The organism is Dechloromonas denitrificans, from assembly GCF_020510685.1.
GTDB lineage: Bacteria > Pseudomonadota > Gammaproteobacteria > Burkholderiales > Rhodocyclaceae > Azonexus > Azonexus denitrificans_A.
This window is the reverse complement of record NZ_CP075185.1, coordinates 2,195,066-2,217,846: the sequence shown is the minus strand read 5'-3', so window position 1 is coordinate 2,217,846 and position 22,781 is coordinate 2,195,066. Positions and strand designations below refer to the sequence as shown.

Sequence of the window (22,781 nt, the reverse complement as noted above, 5' to 3'; positions counted from 1 at the left end):
ATGAGCGAAAAAGGCGTCGATGCCAATTACCGCTTCATCGCTGCCTATCAGGAGGTCAATTCACGCATCGTCCAGCGTCACCAGGCGCTGACGCTCTACGTGACCTTGACCGCCAGCCTGCTGGCCGGCCTGTTCGCCCTGCACCCAGGCGAATCGAGCCGGCACTTGCCGGTCGAATGGCTGGTCTTTGCCTTCCCGGTGACCACCGTTTGCCTGGCCTTCCTCAATTACAAGACCGAACGCGCCATCACCAATCTGCGCTCCTTTCTGGCCAGCCTGGAGCGCATCGCCAATGCCCATCACCAGTTGCCCAGCTACAACACCGATCCGCGCTGGGCGAGCGGCGTCAACAAGGTCCGCCGTTTTCACGACTATGCGGCGGCCGTGCTGGCCAGCGGCGCCAACGCCATCGGTATCGGTGTCGTCATCCGGCTCTACCCGGAACACCTGGCCGAGCGCCCGCTGCTCACCGGCGGGCTGATTGTCGCCGCCCTTCTTTCGATCCTGGCTTTGCTGATCATCCCGCGCTGGAGTTACCGGCCGCCAGCCGAAGCCGCTTAATCCACCTTTCCGGAGTCACCATGTCCGAATCCCTCTACCTGCGCCACGACGATAACGGCGTCACCACCCTGACCCTGAACCGGCCGCAGGCCCGCAACGCGCTGTCGCAAGGCATGCTGCGCGCCCTGCTCGACGCCTTTGCGGCGCTTGCCGCCGACGACAGCGTGCGCGTCGTCATCCTCGCCGGCGCCGGCCCGGCCTTCTGCGCCGGTCACGATCTCAAGGAACTGCGCGCCGCCGAATATGCCAGCAACTACACCGAACAGCTGTTTGCCGACTGTGCCGAGCTGATGCAGGCCATCGTCAAGCTACCCAAGCCGGTGATCGCCCGCGTCCATGGCATCGCTACCGCCGCCGGCGCCCAGCTGGTGGCCAGTTGCGATCTCGCCGTGGCCGCCGACGATGCCCGCTTTGCCACGCCCGGCGTCAATATCGGCCTGTTCTGCTCGACCCCGATGGTGGCGCTGTCGCGCAATGTCGCCCCGAAACACGCGATGCAGATGCTGCTCGGTGGCGACCTGATCGATGCCACCACCGCCTGGCGTTTCGGCCTGGTCAACGAACTGGTCCCGACGGCGGAGCTGGAAAGCCATACCCTGGCCCTGGCCCGCAAGCTGGCCAGCAAGTCGCCGCTGACCCTGGCCATCGGCAAGGAGGCCTTCTATCGCCAGGCCGAACTGCCGCTGGCCGAGGCCTATGCCTATACGAAGGACGTCATGGTCGCCAACCTGCAGGCGCAGGATGCGCAGGAGGGGATCAACGCCTTCATCGACAAGCGCGTTCCGACCTGGTGCGGCCGCTGAATACGGGCGCTCTCGAAAAGCCGGGCCGCCAACCCAGGCAATCCGAATATCCTTATCGTGAATTCTTCGTTGGGTTGGGCCCGGCACCTTCCTATGATCGGCGGACACAAGTAATCAAGAGGTCCGCATGTCTTCTCGCCACGATCGCCTGATTCACTGGCTGCTCGGCAGCCTGGAACTGGAAACCACGCTTTTTCACCTGGGGCAGTATTGCGGCTCGTGGAAAGCCTCGACCAGCGGGCTGGCACGCTCGGGTTTCCATCTGGTGTTGAATGGCGACTGCTGGCTGCACCTGCCGAATGAAGGCAGCGTTCACCCGTTGCGGGCCGGCGACGCGGTGATATTCCTGCGCGACGTTGTCCATTATCTCAGCCCGCTGGCCGACCCGGTGGTTGCCGCCCAGGCGCCACGCAGCAGCATGACGGCCCTTGATCTGGTCGTTCCCGAAAGTGTTGCGCTGGCCTGCGGCTTTTTTGGTTTTAGCTCCAGCCTGAACAGTGTCTTTCTCGGTTCCTTCCCCGACTACGTGGTGATTTCGAAAGATGGCGAATACCTCCGCGAAGCCCGTCCGCTCTTCGAGCTGATCCTGGCCGAAGCCATGGCTAGCGGCGAGGAGCCATCGCCGCTGATCAGCCGTCTGGTTGACCTGCTCTTCTTCTACGTCATCCGCCACCTGTGCCAGCGGCGCGAAGTTACGGCCGGGCTGTGGGCCATGCTCGGTCGGCCGGAATTCGCGCCGCTGCTCGAGGCCATTATCGAAGAGCCGGGCAAGGACTGGACGGCGGAAGCCATGGCCGATCTTGCTCACATGTCGCGCGCCACTTTCTTCAAGCGTTTCGCCCAGACCTGCGGCGCTTCGCCGAGCCACTTCCTTTTGCAAATCCGCATGAAGCTGGCCACCCAGATGATCGAGGATGGCGTGAGTCTGGCCCGCGCCGCCGAGAAGGTCGGCTACCAGTCCGACGCGGCTTTCTCGCGGGCCTTCAAGAAAGCCACCGGCGTGCTGCCCGGCGCCTACCGGCGCTCCCGCCAGCCGGCCCCGGGGCCGGTTGCCTAGGCGGAGCGAGACGAACGAACAAAAGAACGCGACGTTTGCACATTGAGGGTGGACGGCAGCCACCGGACAATCCAGTCAGCCCATTTCGCACGGAGTTTTCATGTCACGCATCGCCATCCAGACCCTGGAATCAGCCCCCGAAGCCAGTCAACCCTATCTCGCCAAAGCCAAGGCCAAGAACGGCTTCATCCCCAATCTGCTGGGCGTGCTGGCCAATGCACCGACCGCCATCGAAACCTATCTGACGGTGACCGAGATCAACAGCCGCAGCAGCTTCACGCTGGCCGAGCGCGAAGTGGTACAGATCACCGCCGCCACCAACCACGGCTGCACCTTCTGCGTTGCTGGCCACACGGCGATCGCCTACAAGCAGGGCAACCTGCCGACCGAACTGGTCGAAGGCCTGCGCCAGCAGACCACCTTGCCCGATGCCAAACTCGAAGCGCTGGCCGCCTTCACCCGCGCCATCATCCGCAGCAAGGGTGTGGTCAGCGATGCCGAACTGGCTGCCTTCAAGGCCGCCGGTTACGGCGAGCAGCAGGTCATCGAAGTCATACTCGGCGTCGCCCTGGCCACCCTGTGCAATTTCAGCAACTCGCTGGCCGGCACCGAACTCAATCCCGAGCTCGCTGCCTACCGCTGGCAGAAAGCCTGAGCGTGACGACTGAAAACGTCCTGCTGGCCGCCCGCCAACTGGCGTTTTCCTATGGTGGCGCCCCGGTCTTTGCCGGCGTCGACCTGAACATCGGCCGGCGTGAGATCGTTTGCCTGATCGGCGCCTCCGGGTGCGGCAAGTCCACCTTGCTGCGCCTGCTTGCCGGGCTGGCCGAGCCGAGCGCCGGCGACGTATCGGTCGACGGTGAAAATGGTGCAAAAAGGGCCGCCAAGGCCAGCGTCGTCTTCCAGTCGCCGGCCCTGCTGCCCTGGCTGACGGTGGCCGACAACGTGGCATTTGGCCTCGATTTCGCCTGCCGCCCGACGAGCAGCCGCAGCGAGCGGCAACAGCACATCGAACGCGTGCTGGCCCAGGTTGGCCTCAGCGAACACGCGAAAAAGAAGCCGCCAGCGCTGTCCGGCGGCATGGCGCAACGCGTCGCCCTGGCCCGCGCCCTGGCGCGCAACCCGGAAATCGTCTACCTCGACGAACCGTTTTCGGCGCTCGACGCAATCACCCGCGAATCGATGCAGGATCTGCTGCTCGCCCTGGCGCACCAGCAGCAGAGCGCCGCCCTGCTGGTCACGCACGACATCGACGAGGCGCTGCGCATCGGCGATCGCGTGTTGCTTTTGGCCGGCGGCCAGGACGGCGGGCCGGCCCGCATCGTCGGCGAATGGCGACCGGGCGGCAAGGCGCCGCGCCAGCATCGCTCGCCGGCCCTCAACGCGATGCGCGAAGAAATTCTCGATTCACTTTCCAACCCGGGCACAGCCTGGTTTCCCGACCTTTAGGAGTTGCCATGAACGACGATCTGCTTGCCAACCTGAGCGACGACCTGCCGCTCTCCCGCCGCGACTTTTTGCGCCTTTCCGCCCTGTTGACCGGCAGCCTTGCCCTGCCGCAACTGGCGCGCGCCGCCAACCCGAACGACCCGGTGCGCATCGGCTACCTGCCGATCACCGATGCCTCGCCGCTGCTCGTCGCGCACAGCAAGAAGCTGTTCGAAGCGCAGGGCCTGGAAGTCGAAGCGCCCAAGCTGTTCCGCTCCTGGGCGCAGATCGTCGAGGCCTTCATGGCCGGCCAGGTCAATGTCGTGCATCTGCTCTCGCCGATGACCGTCTGGGCGCGCTACGGCAGCAACTTCCCGGCCAAGGTCGTGGCCTGGAACCACATGTCCGGCTCGGCGCTGACCGTCGCGCCCAACATCCAGAACGTCAAGGACCTGGGCGGCAAGAAGGTCGCCGTGCCCTTCTGGTACTCGGTGCATAACGTCGTGCTGCAGCACCTGCTGCGCGAAAACGGCCTGACCGTCGTCACCAAGCCGGCCGGCGAACTCAAGGCCAACGAAGTCGCCCTGTCGATCATGGCCCCGCCCGACATGGGGCCGGCCCTGGCCAACGGCGCCATCGCCGGCTTCATCGTCGCCGAACCGTTCAACGCCGCCGCCGAAACCAACGGCATCGGCCGCGTGCTGCGCTTCACCGGCGATGTCTGGCGCGAACACGCGTGCTGCGTCGTCACCATGCACGAGCGCGACCTGAAGGAGCGCCCGGAATGGTCGCAGAAGGTGGTCAATGGCATCGTCAATGCCCAGCACTGGCTGCGTGACAACCGCAAGGAAGGCGCCCAACTGCTGTCGAAGGACGCGCCGGGCAAATACACCCCCTTCCCGCCGGCCGTGCTGGAGCGCGTGCTGGTGCCGAACGCCGAGCGCCAACAGCAGTACGTCAAGGAAGGCGCCATCCGCCACCCGGAATGGAAGGACGAGCGCATCGAATATCAGCCCTACCCCTTCCCGTCCTACACCGAGCAACTGGTCAAGCTGTTGAAGAACACCCAGGTCGAAGGCGACAACAAGTTCCTGGCTGCTCTCGATCCGGCTTTCGTCGCCAAGGATCTGGTCGACGACCGCTTCGTCAGGAAGTCGATCGCCGCGCTCGGCGGACTGAAGGCCTTCGGCCTGCCGGAGAAATTCACGCGCAGCGAAACGCTTGTTGCCTGACGACCATGCCCGTCTCCTCACGCCCCAATTCATTGCGCGCAACCGTCGGCCACGTCGCCTGGCCGCTTTGCGGCCTGCTGCTGGCCGTTGGCCTGTGGTGGCTGGCGATCCACGGCCAGGGGCGTGACTCCCTGATGGCGGCGCGCTTTTCGCCGGAAAAGACCTGGCTGGCGATGCTTGAACTGGCCAGCGGCCAGGACATCTGGCGGCATGCGCTGGCCAGCCTGCAACGGGTCGGATTCGGCCTGCTCATCGCCTTGCTGATCGGTGTGCCGCTTGGCCTGCTCGCCGGCAGTTGCGCCACCTTCAACCGCCTGACCTCGACCACCTTCCAGTTCCTGCGCATGATCTCGCCGCTGTCTTGGATGCCGCTTGCCGTGATGACGCTCGGCGTTGGCGAGGCGCCGGTCGTCTTCCTGATCGCTTTTGCCGCAGTCTGGCCGATCGTCCTCAATGTCGCTTCCGGCATCAAGGCCATCGACCCGCTCTGGCTGACCCTCGCCGCCAGCCTCGGCGCCAATGCCGGCGAACGGCTCTGGCACGTCACCGCGCCGGCCATCGCGGCCCACCTTCTGACCGGCATCCGGCTCGCCATCGGCCTGATCTGGGTGGTGCTGGTGCCGGCCGAGATGCTCGGCGTCAATGCCGGTCTCGGCTATTTCATCCTCGACACCCGCGACCGCATGGCCTATGGCGAACTGATGGCCTGCGTGCTGTTCATCGGCCTGCTCGGCTTCGCGCTCGACTGGCTGACCCGCCTCGCCCACCAGCGCTGGAGCGGCGCGTGAGCCAACTGACAAGGAAACAAACATGACTGCAGTCGAAACCCGTCTGGCTGAATCGGCCACCCTCGACGCCCTGATCGCCCGCGCCCTGGCGCCGCACGTCACCGCCATCGATCTCGCCGGCGAATACCCCGAAGCCTTCCTGCGCGCCGCCGGCCAGCTCGGCGTCTTTGCCGGCGTCATTGCGCCCGAATACGGCGGCAACGGCAAGGGGATCGCCGACACCATCGCGCAGATGGCCAATATCGGCGAGACCTGCCTGTCGACGGCCTTCACCCACTGGTGCCAGACCGCCTGCGCCCGTTACATCCAGCTTTCCGACAACGCCGCGGCCAAGGCCGAATTCCTGCCCGGTCTGGCCAGCGGTCGCCAACTAGGTGGCACCGGCCTGTCCAACACCCTGAAGTCGTGCTGCGAGATCGAACGCTTCCTGCTCACCGCCCGGCGCGTCGATGGGGGGTATGAAATCAACGGCACCCTGCCCTGGGTCTCCAACCTTGGCGCCGATCATATCTTCGTCACCGGCTGCCCGGTCGATGGTGATGGCCGGCTGGTTTTCTTCATCGTCAAATGCGACCAGCCGGGTTTCCGACTGGTCGAAGGCGCCCATTTCACGGCACTCGAAGGTACCCGCACGCTGGCCTGCCAGTTCCGCAACGTGCGCATCGACGATGCACGGGTCCTCGCCCAACCGGCGCAGGCCGCCGACTACCTGCCGCGCATCCAGCCCGGCATGATCCTGGCGCAGCTCGGCATGGGCATCGGCCTGATCCGCGACTGTATCCGGCTGGTCGAGAGTACCGAGCGGACGCACCAGCACATCAACTGCTTCGAGGACGACCAGGCCGACGATCTGCGGGCGGCGCTGGCCGGCGCCGAGGCCGAGGTCTTCCGACTGGCGGCCCGCCTCGATGCCGGCGTCGCGCCGGCCGAGGTACCCGAGCTGCTGCTCGACGTCCTGCGCATCCGCCTGGCCGGTGGCGAACTGTCGCTGCGAGCCGCCAATGCGGCGATGCTGCATCAGGGCGCGCGCGGCTACCTGCGCACCGCCGCAGCCCAGCGCCGCCTGCGCGAAGCCTATTTCGTCGCCATCGTGACGCCGTCGCTGAAACATCTGCGGCGCGAGATTGCGCGGCGGGAGGCCGGCGCAAATTAAACGCAGTGCTGTGCAATAACCAATGGTTATTGCACAGCGCTCGGGCGCCTAAATCCAGTAGCGCGGATAGCTGCCGCGGTCACGGAGATTGTTCATGCCATAGGCGACGCCGACAATCACCAGCGCACCTGCAAGAACCGGCGTCAGCAGGAAGCCGAAGCCGGGATGCGTCGCCATCACCAGTAGCGGATTGGCCCCCGCCGGCGCGTGAACCGTCCGGGTCTGCTGCATGACGGCCAGCGCCAGCCCGACAGCCAAGGCCTCGGACCACCAGAAATCGCCGATAAATTGCAGGACGACAAGACCGACCAGGGTGGTGACCAGGTGGCCGCCGATGATGCTGCGCGGCTGGGCGAGCGGCGAATCCGGCAGACCGAAGGCCAGAACGCAACTGGCACCGAAGGGCGCCATCAGCCACGCCGCACCTGACACCTGGGAAAGCCAGGCGGTAAGCGCGATGGCAAGAAAAGCGCCGAGCAGCGAAATCGACGTGAAGCGTAACGGCGGCGCCGGTGGCGCCCCCGACGAGAGCGGAAGACGGGGAAGCATGAATGACTCCTTGAATGAAAACGCAGGCAAGGATACTGATCGGTATCCTTGTTTGTCAACAGATCGGTATACTTGTTGCGTTTTCAGGAGAAATGACGAGATGGACACTGCCGAGAAAATCCTCAATGCCGCATTGGCCGAGTTTTATCAGAACGGCTTTCATGCTTCGGGCGTCGACCAGCTGAGCAGCAAGGCCGGCGTCACCAAACGCACGCTGTACCGCCACTTTCCGAGCAAGGAATGCCTGATCGACGGTGTGCTGCAACTGCGCGACGAGCAATTCATGGAACGCCTGCAGGCGTTTGTGGACGCTGCGCCACGGCCGCAGCGACCGATGGCCTATCTCGATTTTCTTGAATCGTGGGGAAAGGAAGCCGACTTTCACGGATGCATGTTCATCAATGCCGCGGCCGAATATTCGGCCCCCACCGATCCCCCGCACCTCGCCGCCATCGCCCACAAGGAACGCGTTCTGTCTTATCTCGGGCGAATTTGCGAGGAAGCGGAGCTGGCCGATGCCGGATCGCTGGCCGGACAACTTTTTGTAATCGGTGAAGGGTTGATCGTCGTCATGCAGGTCATGGGGCACTCTCCCCTGCTGATTTCTTCGACTCGCCAGGTTTTTACGCAGCTGATTGAGACGGCAAGAACAGCCTCGCCAAGCGAATGCCAACTTCCGCCTTGATTGAAAGCTCCTGTGCGAGCGGTTGAATGGCGCGAAGCAAATCGCTCAGCCAGAACATCGGATCCAATCACCGGCAAATCCTATAAGCACATAACAATAACGTCGTTCCCCGCCGTCGCCGCTGCCGTGAAAATTGCTGAAAACAACCGAAGGACAGCATTTCATGGCAACTACCCAAACCACCACGGTCGACCGCCCTTATTGGGACGAAAAGCTTGAAACCCAGTCGCGGGCCGACTGGGATGCGCTCAAGCTCGATCTGCTGAAGAAGCACCTGCACCACGCCTACGCCAACTCGCCCTACTACAAGGCCAGTTTCGACGCGGCCGGGGTGCATCCCGATCAGGTCAAATCGCTGGCCGACATTCGCCGCTTTCCCTTCATCGAAAAGAAGGTACTGCGCGAGCGCCAGGAAGCCTTGCCGCCGTTCGGCGATCTGGTCGCCGTGCCCGAGCGCGACATCGTCTACATCTCGGCCTCCAGCGGCTCGACCGGCGTGCCGACCGCCTCGCCGTTCACCGCCCAGGATTTCGACGACTGGATGGACTACGAGGCCCGCCAGTTCTGGTCTTCCGGTCTGCGTCCGGACGACCGCTACTGCCATTCGCTGAATTTCTCGCTGTTCGTCGGCGGCCCCTGCGTGCTCGGCGCCCAGAAGCTCGGCGCGCTGTCCATCCACGCCGGTACCGTGCCCTCCGAGCGCCTGCTGGCCATCGCTCAACAGTTTCAGGCCACCGCCATCTGGACGACGCCGTCCTATGCCTGGTATCTCGGCGAAACGGCGATCAAGGAAAACATCGATCCGAAAAAGGATCTCGCCATCAAACGCATTTTCGTCGCTGGCGAACCGGGCGGCTCGATCCCCGAAACCCGCCAGCGCATCGAGGCGCTATGGGGCGCCAAGGTCTACGATTACTACGGCCTGTCGGACATCTTCGGCTCCTGCGCCGGCATGTGCGAAGAGCAGCACGGTCTGCACTGGGCGGAAGACCATATCCTGGTCGAAGTCCTCGACCCGGAGACCCGGGAACCGGTCGCCGAAGGCGAGCGCGGCGAATTGGTGCTGACCACGCTGAAGAAGAGCGCCCGACCGATGATCCGCTTCCGCACCGGCGACATCGTCTCGTTCACCAGCGAGCCGTGCGGCTGCGGCCGGACCTCGCAGCGCATGCTCGGTACGCATGGCCGGCTCGACGATATGCTGATCATCAAGGGCGTCAATATCTTCCCCAGCGATGTCGAAGCGATCGCCCGCAAGGACCATGACCTGACCGGCGAATACCGGCTGATCATCGAGCGCGAAAACCATCTCGACCGGCTGACCGTGGAAATCGAACGGGCCGCCACCGACACCGCGCGCGATGCCGAACTGGCCGCCCGTTTTGCCGGCCATCTCAAGTCGATTACCGGCGTCACGGCACAAATCGTCATCCTGCCGCCCGACACCCTGCCCCGCGCCACGCACAAGGCCAAGCGGGTCGAGGATAGACGCCAGCACGTGTGGAGCTAAGCATGGCCAAAACGCTGATCGTCCCAGGCTTGCGCAACAGCGGCCCGACCCACTGGCAAAGCTGGTTCGAGACGCAATTGCCCGATACCCATCGCGTCGAACAGGCGGACTGGGAAACCACCTGCCTGTCCGACTGGGCCGCCCGCGTGCGTCAGGAAATCGACGCCATCGACGAAGCGGTCTGGATCGTCGCCCACAGCTTCGGCTGCCTGGCCAGCGTGACGGCCGGCTTCGTCCGGCCCGGGCAGATTCTCGGCGCGCTGCTGGTCGCCCCGGCTGATCCGCAGCGCTTCGGCGAGCCGACTGCGCTCCTTGAAGAAAAACTGCAATTCCCCAGCCTCGTCGTCGCCAGCAGCAACGACCCGTGGGTCAAGGCCAGCGCCGCGGAATACTGGGCCGGACTGTGGGGCAGCGGCTATCTGAACATCGGGCAGGCCGGCCATATCAATGTCGACTCCGGGCATGGCCCCTGGCCGGAAGGATTTCGGCTGTTCGAACAGCTTCGGGCAAGCAAAGGCCTATAGATCGAATAGCGATAAGTATCGAGCAATTCGGTCTTTTTGCTTTTTAAACAGATGCCTAGACTGCGCGCATCGATCTTTTCGTCAGGAATGCTTGCGATGGACAAATCAGTTCCCCTTTCGGCTTCGCCCGTAGCCGTCGCCTCGCCTGAATGGAAAAGCATGGTCGAACACTGGAGCGACAAGGAAATCGAGCTGATCGCCAGTCGGATCAAGGCCGTTGCCCACCCGCTGCGTCTGGCGATGGTCTGCCTGCTCGGCGATCGGGAACTTACGGTTAACGAGATTTGCCAGGCCATCGGCACAACCCAGCCTAATGTCTCCCAACATCTGTCCCTGCTGCACGACCAGCACCTGCTGACCTCGCGCAAGGAGGCCAACCGCGTCTATTACTCGATCGGCGACCAGCGCCTGGGCGAAATCATCGGCATGCTGCAGGGCATTTATTGCGCCTGATGCCGACCCCTGAGCCGACTGTCGGCCATTCAAGGGGCGATGGGAAAGCGTTGCGCAACCCAAGATAGGCAAGCGACCGGGACAAAGTGTCCCGCCGACGGTCACTTTGTCGCAGTCGATAACGGCCCCCGTCATTAACTGCTTGATTCATCGCCAAAGCAAACCTGGTGCAATTCGTGCTTATTCCTGCGTGCTTTGATAGGTCCTATTAAGCAAGCTTCCCTAAAAGTGGCGCATTTTAATTGGTTATCAAAGCCGGAACTGCCTCTGTCGATCGGCCCCACCGATTTTCAGAAGGTAATGAAGGCCGGATTGATGATCAGCGCCCCAAGTGCTCCTGACATTGATCGCGGCGGCCATAAAAAGTTCCGTTCTCGAAGATCAATCTGGAGACTTTCATGGAAAGCAAGGAAAACCCCGCATCAGGGGTGAAGATCAGCCGGCGGCAGTTCTTCAAAATCTCGGCAGCGGGATTAGGAACCTCCAGCCTTGCGGTAATGGGCATTGCGCCAACCGCAGCACAGGCTGAAGTACGCCAATACAAACTGGCCCGCGCCCGGGAAATCCGCAACATCTGCACCTACTGCTCGGTCGGCTGCGGCCTGCTGATGTACAGCCTCGGTTCCGGCAGCAAGAACGCCAAAGCGGAGATCATCCATATCGAGGGCGACCCCGATCATCCGGTCAGCCGCGGCGCGCTCTGCCCCAAGGGCTCCGGCCTGCTCGACTTCATCCACAGCCCGAATCGCCTGAAATTCCCGGAAGTCCGCGAAGCCGGCAGCACCGAATGGAAGCGCATCGACTGGCACGAGGCCATCCAGCGTATCGCCAAACACATGAAGGCCGACCGCGACGCCAACATCGTCGCCAAAAATGCCGATGGCGTGCCGGTTAACCGCTGGCCAACCACCGGCATGTTGACCTGCTCCGCCGCATCGAACGAGACCGGCATCCTGACCCAGAAGATCATTCGCTCGCTGGGCATCGTCGCCACCGACACCCAGGCCCGCATCTGTCACGCCCCAACGGTAACCGCGCTGGCTTCGTCATTTGGCCGCGGGGCGATGACCAACAGCTGGGTCGATATCAGGAACGCCGATTTTGTTCTGGTGATGGGCGGCAATGCCGCCGAAGCCCATCCGGTGGGTTTCCGCTGGACCATCGAGGCGATGAAACAGCGCGGTGCCAAGCTGGCCGTCGTCGATCCGCGCTTCAATCGCACGGCAGCCGTCGCCGACCATTACGTGCCGATCCGCTCCGGGTCCGATATTGCTTTCCTCGGCGGCGTGATCAACTGGCTGATCGCCAACGACAAGATTCAATGGGAATACGTCAAGGCCTACACCAACGCCAGCGCCATCATCGGCGAAGGTTACGGCTTTGAAGACGGACTTTTTTCCGGCTTCGACAAGGAAAAAGGGCGTTACGACCGGACGAGCTGGAACTACGAACTGGATGCCAAGGGCAACATCAAGACCGACCCGACGCTGGAGCACCCGCGCTGCGTCTGGAACCTGCTGAAGGCGCACTATGCCCGCTACACGCCGGATGTGGTGACCAATCTGACGGGCAGCCCGAAAGAAGGCTTCCTCAAGGTTTGCGAACTGCTCGGCGAGACTTCGGCCCCCAACAAGGTCGGGACTGTGCTCTATGCGCTGGGCTGGACGGAACATACGGTCGGCGCCCAAAACATCCGCACCATGGCCATGATTCAGCTGCTGCTGGGCAACATCGGCATGCCGGGCGGCGGCGTCAACGCCTTGCGCGGCCACGCCAACGTTCAGGGACTCTCGGACCTTGGCCTGCTGTCCACTGCCTTGCCCGGTTACATTCCCCTGCCGAACGAAACCAACCATCCGACCTTTAACGACTACGTCACCAAGGTTACGCCCAAGGCCCTGCGCGAAAATCAACTGAATTTCTGGTCGAACACACCGAAATTCTTCGTCAGCCTGCTGAAATGGTTCTGGGGCGACAAGGCGACCAAGGAGAACAACTGGGGTTACGACTGGCTACCCAAGTGGGACAAGCTTTACGACACGCTGTACGTGACCGAGCAGATGCAGCAGGGAAAAATGAACGGCCTGATCGTTCAGGGTTTCAATCCCATCGGTTCGTTTCCGGACGCCAACCGGGTCATCGAGGCTTTCTCCAAACTGAAGTACCTGGTGGTGATCGATCCCATTGCAACCGAAACGGCGAGCTTCTGGCAAAACCACGGCGAGTCGAACAACGTTGATTCATCGAAGATCCAGACCGAAGTTTTCCGGCTGCCTTCGACCTGTTTCGCCGAGGAGGACGGCTCGACGGTCAGTTCGGCGCGCTGGATGCAGTGGCACTTCAAGGGTGCGGAAGCGCCGGGCGAAGCTAAGGCCGACCCGGAAATTCTCGCCGAGTTGTTCATTACGTTGCGCGACATGTATCAAAAGGACGGCGGCAACGTTGCCGAACCGATCCTCAATCTTTCCTGGCCGTACAAGGATCCGTTGTCGCCCGATCCGACCGAACTGGCGAAGGAAATGAACGGCCGCGCCCTGGCTGATCTGCTCGACCCGAAGGACCCGACCAAGGTACTGGTCAAAAAAGGCGAGCAGCTACCCAACTTCGCGGTCTTGCGGGACGACGGCAGCACGCTGTGCGCCACCTGGATCTATGCCGGCAGCTGGACTCAGGCCGGCAACATGATGGCGCGCCGCGACAATACGGATAGCGGACTGGGCAATACGCCGAACTGGGCTTTTGCTTGGCCGGCCAACCGCCGCATCCTCTATAACCGGGCATCCTGCGACCCGTCCGGCAAGCCCTGGGATCCAAAACGCAAGCTGATCGGCTGGAATGGCGAGCGCTGGGGCGGATCCGACGTGCCCGACTTCAAGGCCGACGCGGCACCGGACAGTGGCATGGACCCTTTCATCATGACACCGGAAGGCTTGGGACGGCTTTTCTCGGTCGACAAGATGACCGATGGCCCTTTCCCGGAACATTACGAACCGATGGAGTCGCCGCTCGGGACCAATCCGCTGCATCCGAACCAGATTACCAGCCCGGCCGTGCGCATTTTCAAGGGCGACAAGGAACGCCTTGGCACCCACAAGGAATTCCCCTATGTCGGCACCACTTACCGCCTGACCGAGCACTTCCAGTTCTGGACCAAGCAGGTGCGCCTGAACGCCATTGCCCAGCCCGAGCAATTCGTCGAAATCAACGAAGGTCTGGCCAAGGAAAAAGGCATCCAGCAAGGCGACATGGTCAAGGTCAGCTCCAAGCGTGGCTTCATCAAGGCCAAGGCAGTGGTGACCAAGCGCATCAAGGCGCTGACGGTCAACCAGCAGACGGTGCACCACATCGGCATTCCGGTGCACTGGGGATGGGAGAGCGTCGCGAAGAAAGGTTTCCTGACCAATGTCCTGACGCCGGCCGTGGGCGAGTGCAATACGCAGTGCCCGGAATTCAAGGCCTTCCTGGTCAACATCGAGAAGGTATAAGGAGAAATCATGGCTCTGCAATCGCTCGACATCCAGCGCCGCTCGGCGACGACGACACCTAGTACGCAGGTGCGCACCACCGTCGAAGTGGCCAAACTGATCGACGTCACCACCTGCATCGGCTGCAAGGCTTGCCAGGTGTCCTGTTCCGAATGGAACGATATCCGTGCCGACGTCGGCAGCAACATCGGGGTTTACGACAACCCGACCGACCTCGACGCCAAGGCGTGGACGGTGATGCGCTTCAGCGAAACCGAAGAAAACGGCAAGCTGGAATGGCTGATCCGCAAGGACGGCTGCATGCACTGCGCCGACCCGGGCTGCCTGAAATCCTGCCCATCGCCCGGCGCCATCATTCAGTACAAGAATGGCATCGTCGATTTCCATCAGGAAAACTGCATCGGCTGCGGCTACTGCGTCACCGGCTGCCCGTTCAACGTGCCGCGCATCTCGAAGGACGACGGCAAGGCCTACAAGTGCTCGTTGTGTTCCGACCGCGTCGCCGTCGGCCAGGAACCTTCCTGCGTCAAGACCTGCCCGACCGGAGCGATCAGCTTCGGCAGCAAGGAAGACATGAAGGACGTCGCCGCGACGCGCGTCGCCAACCTTCAGAAACGCGGCTATGCCAACGCCGGACTCTATGATCCGCCAGGCGTCGGCGGCACGCACGTGATGTACGTGCTGCACCATGCCGACAAGCCCGAGCTGTACGCCGGCCTGCCGAGGGATCCGCACATCAGCCCGCTGGTCGGCCTGTGGAAGGGCTTTGCCAAGCCGTTGGCGACGCTGGCCCTGGCCGGTGTCGCGCTGGGCAGCCTGTTCCATTACGTGACCAAGGGTCCGAACGAGGTCTCGAAAGAGATCGAGGATGAAATCGAGAAGGAGGATGCAAAATGATCCGCGACCCGAAAGACCTGAAACGTTACGAGGCCTCGGAACGGGCCAATCACTGGATCGTCGGCATCAGCTTCATCCTGCTCGCGCTCTCCGGTCTGGCCTTCTTCCATCCGGCTTTCTTCCCGCTCACCCAGCTGTTCGGCGGCCCGGTCTGGGCCCGCATCATCCACCCCTACATCGGGGCGTTGATGGCGATCGCCTTCCTGATCATCTTTTTCCGCTTCAAGCATCTGAACAAGATGACGCCGGCGGACAAGGAATGGTTGGCGAAGGCGAAGCAGATGGTGGACGGCGACGACCACAACATGCCGGAACAGGGCAAGTACAACGGCGGCCAGAAGGTGATGTTCTGGGCGCTCGCCGTGTGCATGCTGCTGATGACGGTATCGGGCATTTTCATCTGGCGCGCCTGGTTCGGCTTCGACATCACGCTCGTCCGGATCGGCGCCGTGGTCCATGCCGCCGCGGCAGCGGTGATGATCGGCCTGATCATGGTGCACGTCTATGCCGCCATCTGGGTCAAGGGCACCATCCGCGCCATGTGGTACGGCACGGTGACTCGTGGCTGGGCCAAGCAGCATCACCGTGGCTGGTACCGTCAGGTGACCGGCAAGTAGGGCTGTAATGGGGTGCGCCGCAAGGCATCGCGGCGGCTCCTTTCTAACGATCATTCTGGAATCAGACCATGACTAGCTCGACGCATGACTATCAGAACGTCCCGTCCTATGACGACGTTGTCCTGCCGCCGCCCAGTTCGGTTCGCAATGTACTTCGTGTCCAGCGCGGATGCTCCAGCACGGCCGAAGATGAAATCATCGAGGAAGTGCCGATTGCCCTGGTTTACAACGGTATTTCCCACGCCGTCATGCTGGCCTCTCCGACCGACCTGGAGGACTTCGCCCTCGGTTTCAGCCTCAGCGAAGGCATCCTGGCGCATCGCCGCGAACTTTACGACCTGGAACTGCGCAACGGCTGCGACGGCATTTCCATTGAAATGGATATTGCGCCGGCCCGCTTCATGGCGCTCAAGGAGCGGCGGCGCAGTCTGGCCGGACGAACCGGCTGCGGCCTGTGCGGCGTCGACAGCCTGGCCGGCGTAACGCGGATGCCGGCCAGCCCGCTTGCCTCACCGACGTGGAGGCTTTCGGTCGAGGCCATCGGCGAAGGCCTGCGCCAGCTGCCCCACTGGCAGACGCTGCGCCAGCAAACCGGTTCGGCGCATGGTGCCGCCTGGGTCGACCGGCAGGGCAACATCCGTTGCCTGCGTGAAGATGTCGGCCGCCACAATGCCCTCGACAAACTGGTCGGTGCGCTGGCCGGCCAGGGCGAACCGGCCCACGACGGTTTCGCGCTGGTGACCAGCCGGGCTTCCTACGAAATGGTGCAAAAGGCAGCCAGCGCCGGCATCTCGACACTGGTTGCCGTCTCCGCCCCAACGGCCCTGGCGATTCGTCAGGCCGAGGCAGCCGGCATCCTGCTTATCGGTTTCGCCCGCGCCAACCAGCTGGTGGCCTACAGTTGCACCGAGCGGCTCGGCTTCGATGCCACGGAAAATGCCGGCAACCAGTCCATCATGTAACCCCGCCCCAGACCCTTTAGCGAAACTCAATGACCCTCCCCGAACAAACCCTGCCTTCAGCCGTCGCCCCAGCCACCCTGCTCTCGCCCAAGGCCGACCTGTTCGCCGCCCGGGCGATGCGCCTGCGCCATCTGGCCCACGAGCACAGCCTCGGTCCCTGGCTGAACTGGCTGGCCGACCTCTGTGCCGCCCAGCAAAAGGCCCTGGATGCCCTCCCCGTCCCCGGCCGGCGCCCGGTCGCGACGATCGATCCGGTCCAGCCGCTGCTGGCGCCGGAATACCCTGCCTTGCAAAACGCATGGCCGGGCATCTACGACCAGTTGAAAGCTGCCGCAACCGATTTTGCGGCGGGCAACCGCGCCGCCCCGCACCCGGTCCTACCCGAGTACACCACCGAAGCGCTGGAACTGAAGGCCAGCGGTTGCCGGCAGCTGGCCGCCGGTGAAACGGTGTTGGCCGAACGCGATATCGCCGATTTTCTGGTGGCAGCGGCGCTGCAGGTGGCGTGGACCGCGGCGGCCCGGCAACTGGCGTTGCCCGAGCTGACTTCCTTGCCCAACCAGGATGCCTGCCCCTGCTGCGGCAGCCTGCCGCTCGGCAGCATCGTGATGGCCGGCGACGGCAAGTCGGGCTTGCGCTATCTCGAGTGTAGCCTGTGCGCAACGCGCTGGAATGCCGTGCGGGCGCGTTGCACGCTGTGCGCCGACGGCAGCGTGGTCAACTACCTGAGTCTCGCTGGTGGCAATGAAGCGGTTCAGGCAGAAACTTGCGATCACTGCCATGGCTACATCAAGACCTTTTTCCAGGGCAAGGATATGCAGGTCGATCCGCTGGCTGACGATCTGGCATCGCTGGCGCTGGACGTACTGGTCGGTGAACAGGGCTACGCCCGGGGTACGCCCAATCTTTTCCTGAGCGACGGCGAAGTGGTTTGAGCGGCAGGGCCGAACCTGGAATGGCGCACTGAAGCAGCGCAAAAAAAAGCGGACCCAGATCATGGGTCCGCTTTGTTTACTGCGCGTCGCCTCGAATCAGGCGGCGATTTTCCCTTTGCCCCGCGCCAGACGCCGCACCACGGCCAACATCCGGTCGATTTCCTCGCAGGTGTTGTAGAACGCCAGCGAAGGCCGCACCGTGGCCTCGACGCCGAAACGCCGCAGGATCGGCTGGGCACAGTGGTGGCCGGAGCGCACCGCGATGCCTTCCTCGTTGAGCCCCCGGCCAACTTCCTCGGTTGAGTAGCCGGCCAGCACGAAGGACGCGACGCTCGCCTTGTCCGCCGCCGTGCCGATCAGCCGCACGCCGGGAATCGAGGACAGGCCGCGCGTCGCATAGACCAGCAGGTCGTGCTCGTAGCGGGCGATGTTCTCGAGGCCGATGCGTTCGACGTAATCGAGCGCCGCACCCAGGCCCACCGCGTCGGCGATGTTGCCGGTACCGGCTTCGAATTTGTTCGGGGCCGGCTGGAACAGCGTCTTCTCGAAGGTGACGTCGGCAATCATGTTGCCGCCGCCCTGCCAGGGCGGCATCTGCTCGAGCAGCGCTTTCTTGCCGTAGACCACGCCGATGCCGGTCGGACCGAAGATTTTGTGGCCGGAAAAGACGAAGAAATCGGCATCGAGCGCCTGTACATTGACCCGCAGGTGGGACACCGATTGCGCGCCATCGACCAGCACCTTGGCGCCGGCCGCGTGGGCCATGTCGATCACCTGCTTGATCGGCGTCACCGTGCCCAGCGCGTTCGAGACCTGGGTCACCGAAACGAGCTTGGTCTTCGGGTTGAGCAGCTTCTGCAGTTCGTCGAGCTTCAACTGGCCGCTGTCGTCGACCGGGATGACGCGGATCTTCGCCCCGGTTTGCTGGGCAAGCTGCTGCCACGGCACGATATTGGCGTGGTGTTCGAGCAAGGACACGACAATTTCATCGCCTTCGCCGATGTTCTGGACGCCCCAGGTCTTGGCGACCAGGTTGATGGCTTCCGTCGCACCGCGCACGAAGATGATCTCGTCGGCCGAGCCGGCGCCGAGGAAACGCTGCACCTTCTGCCGCGCCGCCTCGTAGGCGTCGGTGGCCCGCGCCGCCAGTTCATGCGCCGCACGGTGAATGTTGGAATTCTCGTGAGCGTAGAAATAGGCCAGACGGTCGATCACCGATTGCGGCTTCTGCGTCGTCGCGGCGTTGTCGAACCAGACCAGTGGCTTGCCGTTGACGCGTTCGTTGAGGATCGGGAAATCGCGACGCACGGCATTGACGTCGAAAGCCGGCCGCGCACTCGGCGCGATCTCCGGTTCGCGCGCCGCATCCAGGAAATAGAAATTGCCCGGATTCTGCGGTTGACCGGAAATATCAGCCGATTTGCGGTCGTGGCCGATGTCCGCCAGCAAGGCCAGCAATTCGCCCTGCCCCGGCAGGCCGAAGCTCTGCGCGACGATACGGTTCTCCGGCTTGGCCGGCACGCCGCCCGACTGGGCATACGGGCTGGCTTCGCCGATGAAGTAGTACGGCGAACCGGGCGGCGAAACCGGCAAGGCCTCGCTGAAGGCGCTTGGCGGTTGCGGCGGCGTGACGCTGGGTAGCGAGGCGGCATAGGCCTCCGGCACGCCGAACTCGGCGCCGCCGGAACCCAGCGGATCGACGACGTCCGGCGCCACCGGTTGCGGCAGGATGCTCGGGCCGGACTGGGCCAGGCTCAGTTCCGGGGCTGGCGCACTGCCGGCGCCGAGCGAAGTCGGCACCTCGTCGAACGACGGCAAAGCGGCGCCCGGCAAGGCCTGAAAGAAGGCCGATGCGAGCCGGCCAAGCGTGGCCTCATCGGGCAGTCCGGATGGCGCGCCGCCACCCAGCCCGTCGACGCCATTACTTGTAGGTGTCGGGATAGTCATGGTACTTGCCGATTTCCACATCTTCGAGGACTGCAATCGCATCCGGCACTAGCACGGCCAGCGAGCAATACAGTGAAATCAGGTAGGACGCGATGGCGTTGCGGTTGATGCCCATGAAGCGCACCGACAGGCCCGGGCTTTGTTCGCCGGCCAGACCGGGCTGGAACAGACCGACCACGCCCTGACGCTTTTCGCCGACGCGCAGCAAGATGATGCTGGTCTTGCCGCCATCGACCGGGATCTTGTCCGACGGGATCAGCGGAATGCCGCGCCAGGTAAGGAACTGGGCGCCGAACAGCGAGACGGTCGGCGGCGGTACGCCACGCCGGGTGCATTCGCGGCCGAAGGCGGCGATGGCCAGCGGATGGGCCAGGAAGAAGGCGGGTTCCTTCCAGACCTTGGTCAGCAGGTCGTCGAGGTCGTCCGGGGTCGGCGCGCCGGTCAGCGTCGAGATGCGCTGCTCGTCGGCGATATTGGCCAGCAGGCCGTAATCCGGATTGTTGATCAGTTCGGATTCCTGACGTTCCTTGATGGTCTCGATGGTCAGGCGGAGCTGTTCCTTGATCTGGTCGTGCGGGCTGCTGTACAGATCGGAAATGCGGGTATGCACGTCGAGAATGGTGGTGACGGCATTTAGGAAATACTCGCGCGGCGCTTCGTCGTAATCGACGTAGGTCTGCGGCAGTTCCGACTCGTCACGCTGCGAACATGCGACGCGCACATCACGCGGGTTCTTGACGGTGTTCAGGCGGTAGATACCGGCTTCGACCGGCAGCCATTGCAGCAGATGCACCAGCCAGCGCGGGCTGATGGTGGACAGCTGGGCGGTGGTCTTGGTCGCATTGGCTAGTTGCCGGGCGGCAACATCGCTCAGGGCGGTCGCTTCGGGGTGTTGTGCCATGTGGAACTCTCCTTAGATCAGGAATGAAAATGTTTATAAGAAATCTGGATAAGCATTGTCGAAAGACGGCACCCCGGCTTCAACATGCTATAGCCATCAAATTGCCGTTCAGGCCGCCTGCTGCTCGCAATGGGCGAGCAATCCGGAGAGAGGGATTTCCAGCGCGCCGGCCAGCTTGGCGGCGGTGGCCAGGGACGGGATGACCCGGCCCCGCTCGACCTCGCCCAGGTATGAGCGATTCAGATCGGCCTTTTCCGCCAGCAATTCCTGCGACCAGCCGTTCGTCTCGCGAAAATGCCGGACGGCAATGCCAAAGTCCTGAATCAGGGCGCTCATTGCGTCACCCGGCCGGCGCCGCCCAACTCGTGCTGCAACGTTGCCTGGGAAACATGGCTGGCCGGCGGAATGCTTTTGGTCAGCCAGACGTTGCCGCCGATGCTCGAGCCGCGGCCGATGGTGATGCGCCCGAGAATGGTTGCCCCGGCATAGACGACCACTTCATCTTCGAGAATGGGATGGCGCGGCGCGCCCTTTTCCAAGGCACCGCTTTCATCCTGGGTGAAGCGTTTGGCGCCCAGCGTAACCGCCTGGTAGAGCCGCACACGCTGGCCGATGATGGTGGTTTCGCCAATCACGACGCCGGTCCCGTGGTCGATGAAGAAACCGGGGCCGATCTGCGCCCCGGGGTGGATATCGATGCCGGTGATCGAATGGGCGATTTCCGAAATGATCCGGGCGACCAGCTGAGCGCCCAGCGCGTACAAGGCATGCGCCAGACGGTAATGGATCACCGCCAGGATGCCCGGATAGCACAGCAGCACCTCATCGACGCTGCGCGCCGCCGGGTCGCCGAGATAGGCCGCCTCGACATCGGCATCGAGCAGGCCGCGCAAGGCCGGTAACTGCTGGGCAAAGGCCTTGACGATCTCGGCGGCCTGAGCCTCGACATCGTTTTTCTCCTCGCACTGCAGCCGCCGGTTGTAGCCGAGCTCCAGCTCGACCTGCTGGAACAGCGCGTTGAGCGCCGTATCCAGCGTATGGCCGACGTAGAAGTCTTCGCCTTCCTGATGCAGATCGGTCGGCCCGAGCCGCATCGGAAACAACACGCCGCACAGCGACTCGGCAATTTCCTTCAATGCCTCGCGCGACGGGAATTCGCGCACCGCGAATTCGAGACTGCGGTGCTGCGCCGCCCGCCAGCGATCGCGTGCCGCATGCAACTCGCTGACGATATCCTTGACGCCCCAGCCGCCAACCTGCTCGTAGGCGAGGGACGAGTTGGCGACTGGATGCCTCATGCCGGCAACCCGGCTTCGTTGAACAGGCCTTCGAACAACACCGAACTCAGGTAACGCTCACCGGAGTCGGGCAGGATGACGACGATGGTCTTGCCGGCGTTTTCCGGCTGCTGGGCCAGACGGGCCGCGGCCGCGACGGCGGCGCCGCTCGAAATGCCGGAGATGATGCCCTCCTCCTTGGCCAGGCGACGGGCATAGAGTACGGCGTCTTCGTTGCTCACCTGCTCGATGCTGTCTACCAGCGACAGATCGAGTACGGCCGGCACGAAACCGGCACCGATCCCCTGAATCTTGTGCGGCCCCGGTTTGATCGGCTCGCCGGCCCGCGCCTGGGTAAGCACCGGGCTGGCCGTCGGTTCAACGGCCACCGACTGGATCGCCTTGCCCTTGGTGTTCTTGATGAAGCGCGAGACACCGGTAATCGTGCCGCCGGTGCCGACGCCGGAAACCAGGATATCGACGGCACCGTCGGTGTCGTCCCAGATTTCCGGACCGGTCGTCAGTTCATGGATCGCCGGGTTGGCCGGGTTCTTGAACTGTTGCAGCAGCACGTACTTGCCCGGCTCGGATGCGGCAATTTCCTCGGCCTTGGCGATGGCACCACCCATGCCCTTGGCGCCTTCAGTCAGCACCAGCTTGGCGCCGAAGGCGGTGAGCAGTTTGCGCCGCTCGATACTCATCGTTTCCGGCATGGTCAGCGTCAGCGGAATGCCTTTTGCCGCGGCGACGAAAGCCAGTGCGATACCGGTATTGCCGCTGGTCGGTTCGACCAGTTCCTTGCCCGGCCCGAGCAGGCCCCGCTTTTCGGCGTCGTTGATGAGGGCGGCACCGATTCGGCACTTGACCGAATAAGCCGGGTTGCGGCCTTCGATCTTGGCCAGCACGGTGGCCTTGCCGCCATCGAGTACGCGATTGAGCTTGATCAGCGGGGTACGGCCGATCGACTGCGAATTATCTGCAAACCATTTGGACATCTGTTGTTCTCCCTAGCGATTG

General features: G+C 63.3%; 23 protein-coding genes. 17 read left to right on the top strand and 6 right to left on the bottom strand.

Annotated features, from left to right (window positions below; translation table 11 throughout):
- The 8 genes from KI611_RS10575 to KI611_RS10540 all read left to right on the top strand — a co-directional run bounded on the left by KI611_RS10575 (position 1) and on the right by KI611_RS10540 (position 7,022).
- Complete coding sequence (locus KI611_RS10575) at positions 1–561, top strand: hypothetical protein (protein WP_226419781.1); 561 nt, start codon at positions 1–3, stop codon at positions 559–561.
- Positions 562–581: 20 nt separating this feature from the next.
- Entirely contained in the window at positions 582–1,364 is a 783-nt protein-coding gene (locus tag KI611_RS10570; RefSeq protein ID WP_226419780.1) for an enoyl-CoA hydratase, read from the top strand.
- Positions 1,365–1,491: 127 nt separating this feature from the next.
- Positions 1,492–2,421, top strand: coding sequence for an AraC family transcriptional regulator (locus KI611_RS10565; RefSeq protein WP_226419779.1), 930 nt, complete (start codon positions 1,492–1,494; stop codon positions 2,419–2,421).
- 100 nt (positions 2,422–2,521) lie between these two features.
- Positions 2,522–3,076 carry a carboxymuconolactone decarboxylase family protein gene (locus KI611_RS10560; RefSeq protein WP_226419778.1) on the top strand — a complete coding sequence of 185 codons (555 nt, stop codon included), beginning with the start codon at positions 2,522–2,524 and terminating at the stop codon, positions 3,074–3,076.
- Positions 3,077–3,078: 2 nt separating this feature from the next.
- Entirely contained in the window at positions 3,079–3,870 is a 792-nt protein-coding gene (locus tag KI611_RS10555) for an ABC transporter ATP-binding protein (protein WP_226419777.1), read from the top strand.
- 8 nt (positions 3,871–3,878) lie between these two features.
- Positions 3,879–5,081, top strand: coding sequence for an ABC transporter substrate-binding protein (locus KI611_RS10550; RefSeq protein WP_226419776.1), 1,203 nt, complete (start codon positions 3,879–3,881; stop codon positions 5,079–5,081).
- Between the two features lie 5 nt (positions 5,082–5,086).
- Entirely contained in the window at positions 5,087–5,869 is a 783-nt protein-coding gene (locus KI611_RS10545) for an ABC transporter permease (protein WP_226419775.1), read from the top strand.
- Positions 5,870–5,891: 22 nt separating this feature from the next.
- On the top strand, positions 5,892–7,022 hold the full coding sequence (locus KI611_RS10540; RefSeq protein WP_226419774.1) for an acyl-CoA dehydrogenase family protein: 1,131 nt from the start codon (positions 5,892–5,894) through the stop codon (positions 7,020–7,022).
- Positions 7,023–7,070: 48 nt separating this feature from the next.
- Here KI611_RS10540 and KI611_RS10535 read toward each other — a convergent pair whose 3' ends face one another.
- Positions 7,071–7,571, bottom strand: a complete 501-nt coding sequence (locus KI611_RS10535) for an HPP family protein (protein ID WP_226419773.1) — start codon at positions 7,569–7,571, stop codon at positions 7,071–7,073.
- Here KI611_RS10535 and KI611_RS10530 point away from each other — a divergent pair.
- From KI611_RS10530 to fdhE, 9 genes are all read left to right on the top strand, one after another.
- Positions 7,570–8,256 carry a TetR/AcrR family transcriptional regulator gene (locus tag KI611_RS10530; protein ID WP_226419772.1) on the top strand — a complete coding sequence of 229 codons (687 nt, stop codon included), beginning with the start codon at positions 7,570–7,572 and terminating at the stop codon, positions 8,254–8,256. The two genes, KI611_RS10535 and KI611_RS10530, sit on opposite strands and share 2 nt — an antisense overlap.
- Positions 8,257–8,419: 163 nt before the next feature.
- Positions 8,420–9,766, top strand: a complete 1,347-nt coding sequence (locus KI611_RS10525; RefSeq protein WP_226419771.1) for a phenylacetate--CoA ligase family protein — start codon at positions 8,420–8,422, stop codon at positions 9,764–9,766.
- 2 nt (positions 9,767–9,768) lie between these two features.
- Positions 9,769–10,290 carry an RBBP9/YdeN family alpha/beta hydrolase gene (locus KI611_RS10520; protein ID WP_226419770.1) on the top strand — a complete coding sequence of 174 codons (522 nt, stop codon included), beginning with the start codon at positions 9,769–9,771 and terminating at the stop codon, positions 10,288–10,290.
- 96 nt (positions 10,291–10,386) lie between these two features.
- Positions 10,387–10,743, top strand: coding sequence for an ArsR/SmtB family transcription factor (locus tag KI611_RS10515; protein ID WP_226419769.1), 357 nt, complete (start codon positions 10,387–10,389; stop codon positions 10,741–10,743).
- A 428-nt stretch (positions 10,744–11,171) separates the two neighbouring features.
- Positions 11,172–14,228 (top strand): formate dehydrogenase-N subunit alpha, encoded by a 3,057-nt coding sequence (fdnG, locus tag KI611_RS10510; protein ID WP_226419899.1) that lies wholly within the window; start codon positions 11,172–11,174, stop codon positions 14,226–14,228.
- A 9-nt stretch (positions 14,229–14,237) separates the two neighbouring features.
- Positions 14,238–15,125: a formate dehydrogenase subunit beta gene (gene fdxH, locus KI611_RS10505; RefSeq protein ID WP_226419768.1), complete on the top strand. Its 888-nt coding sequence runs from the start codon at positions 14,238–14,240 to the stop codon at positions 15,123–15,125.
- On the top strand, positions 15,122–15,742 hold the full coding sequence (locus tag KI611_RS10500; protein ID WP_226419767.1) for a formate dehydrogenase subunit gamma: 621 nt from the start codon (positions 15,122–15,124) through the stop codon (positions 15,740–15,742). The genes fdxH and KI611_RS10500 overlap by 4 nt, the downstream gene beginning before the upstream one ends.
- Positions 15,743–15,810: 68 nt before the next feature.
- Positions 15,811–16,704: a formate dehydrogenase accessory sulfurtransferase FdhD gene (fdhD, locus tag KI611_RS10495; protein ID WP_226419766.1), complete on the top strand. Its 894-nt coding sequence runs from the start codon at positions 15,811–15,813 to the stop codon at positions 16,702–16,704.
- Positions 16,705–16,733: 29 nt separating this feature from the next.
- Positions 16,734–17,639, top strand: a complete 906-nt coding sequence (gene fdhE, locus KI611_RS10490; RefSeq protein ID WP_226419765.1) for a formate dehydrogenase accessory protein FdhE — start codon at positions 16,734–16,736, stop codon at positions 17,637–17,639.
- A 96-nt stretch (positions 17,640–17,735) separates the two neighbouring features.
- On the opposite strand, the gene KI611_RS10485 is transcribed toward fdhE, so the two are convergent.
- From KI611_RS10485 to cysK, 5 genes are all read right to left on the bottom strand, one after another.
- Positions 17,736–19,586, bottom strand: a complete 1,851-nt coding sequence (locus KI611_RS10485) for a family 2A encapsulin nanocompartment cargo protein cysteine desulfurase (protein WP_226419764.1) — start codon at positions 19,584–19,586, stop codon at positions 17,736–17,738.
- Positions 19,561–20,487, bottom strand: a complete 927-nt coding sequence (locus KI611_RS10480) for a family 2A encapsulin nanocompartment shell protein (RefSeq protein ID WP_226419763.1) — start codon at positions 20,485–20,487, stop codon at positions 19,561–19,563. The genes KI611_RS10485 and KI611_RS10480 overlap by 26 nt, the downstream gene beginning before the upstream one ends.
- Before the next feature lie 108 nt (positions 20,488–20,595).
- Complete coding sequence (locus KI611_RS10475; protein WP_226419762.1) at positions 20,596–20,823, bottom strand: helix-turn-helix domain-containing protein; 228 nt, start codon at positions 20,821–20,823, stop codon at positions 20,596–20,598.
- On the bottom strand, positions 20,820–21,785 hold the full coding sequence (gene epsC, locus KI611_RS10470; RefSeq protein ID WP_226419761.1) for a serine O-acetyltransferase EpsC: 966 nt from the start codon (positions 21,783–21,785) through the stop codon (positions 20,820–20,822). Before epsC ends, KI611_RS10475 begins: the two co-directional genes overlap by 4 nt.
- Positions 21,782–22,759, bottom strand: coding sequence for a cysteine synthase A (gene cysK, locus KI611_RS10465; protein ID WP_226419760.1), 978 nt, complete (start codon positions 22,757–22,759; stop codon positions 21,782–21,784). Before cysK ends, epsC begins: the two co-directional genes overlap by 4 nt.
- Positions 22,760–22,781 lie beyond the last annotated feature (22 nt).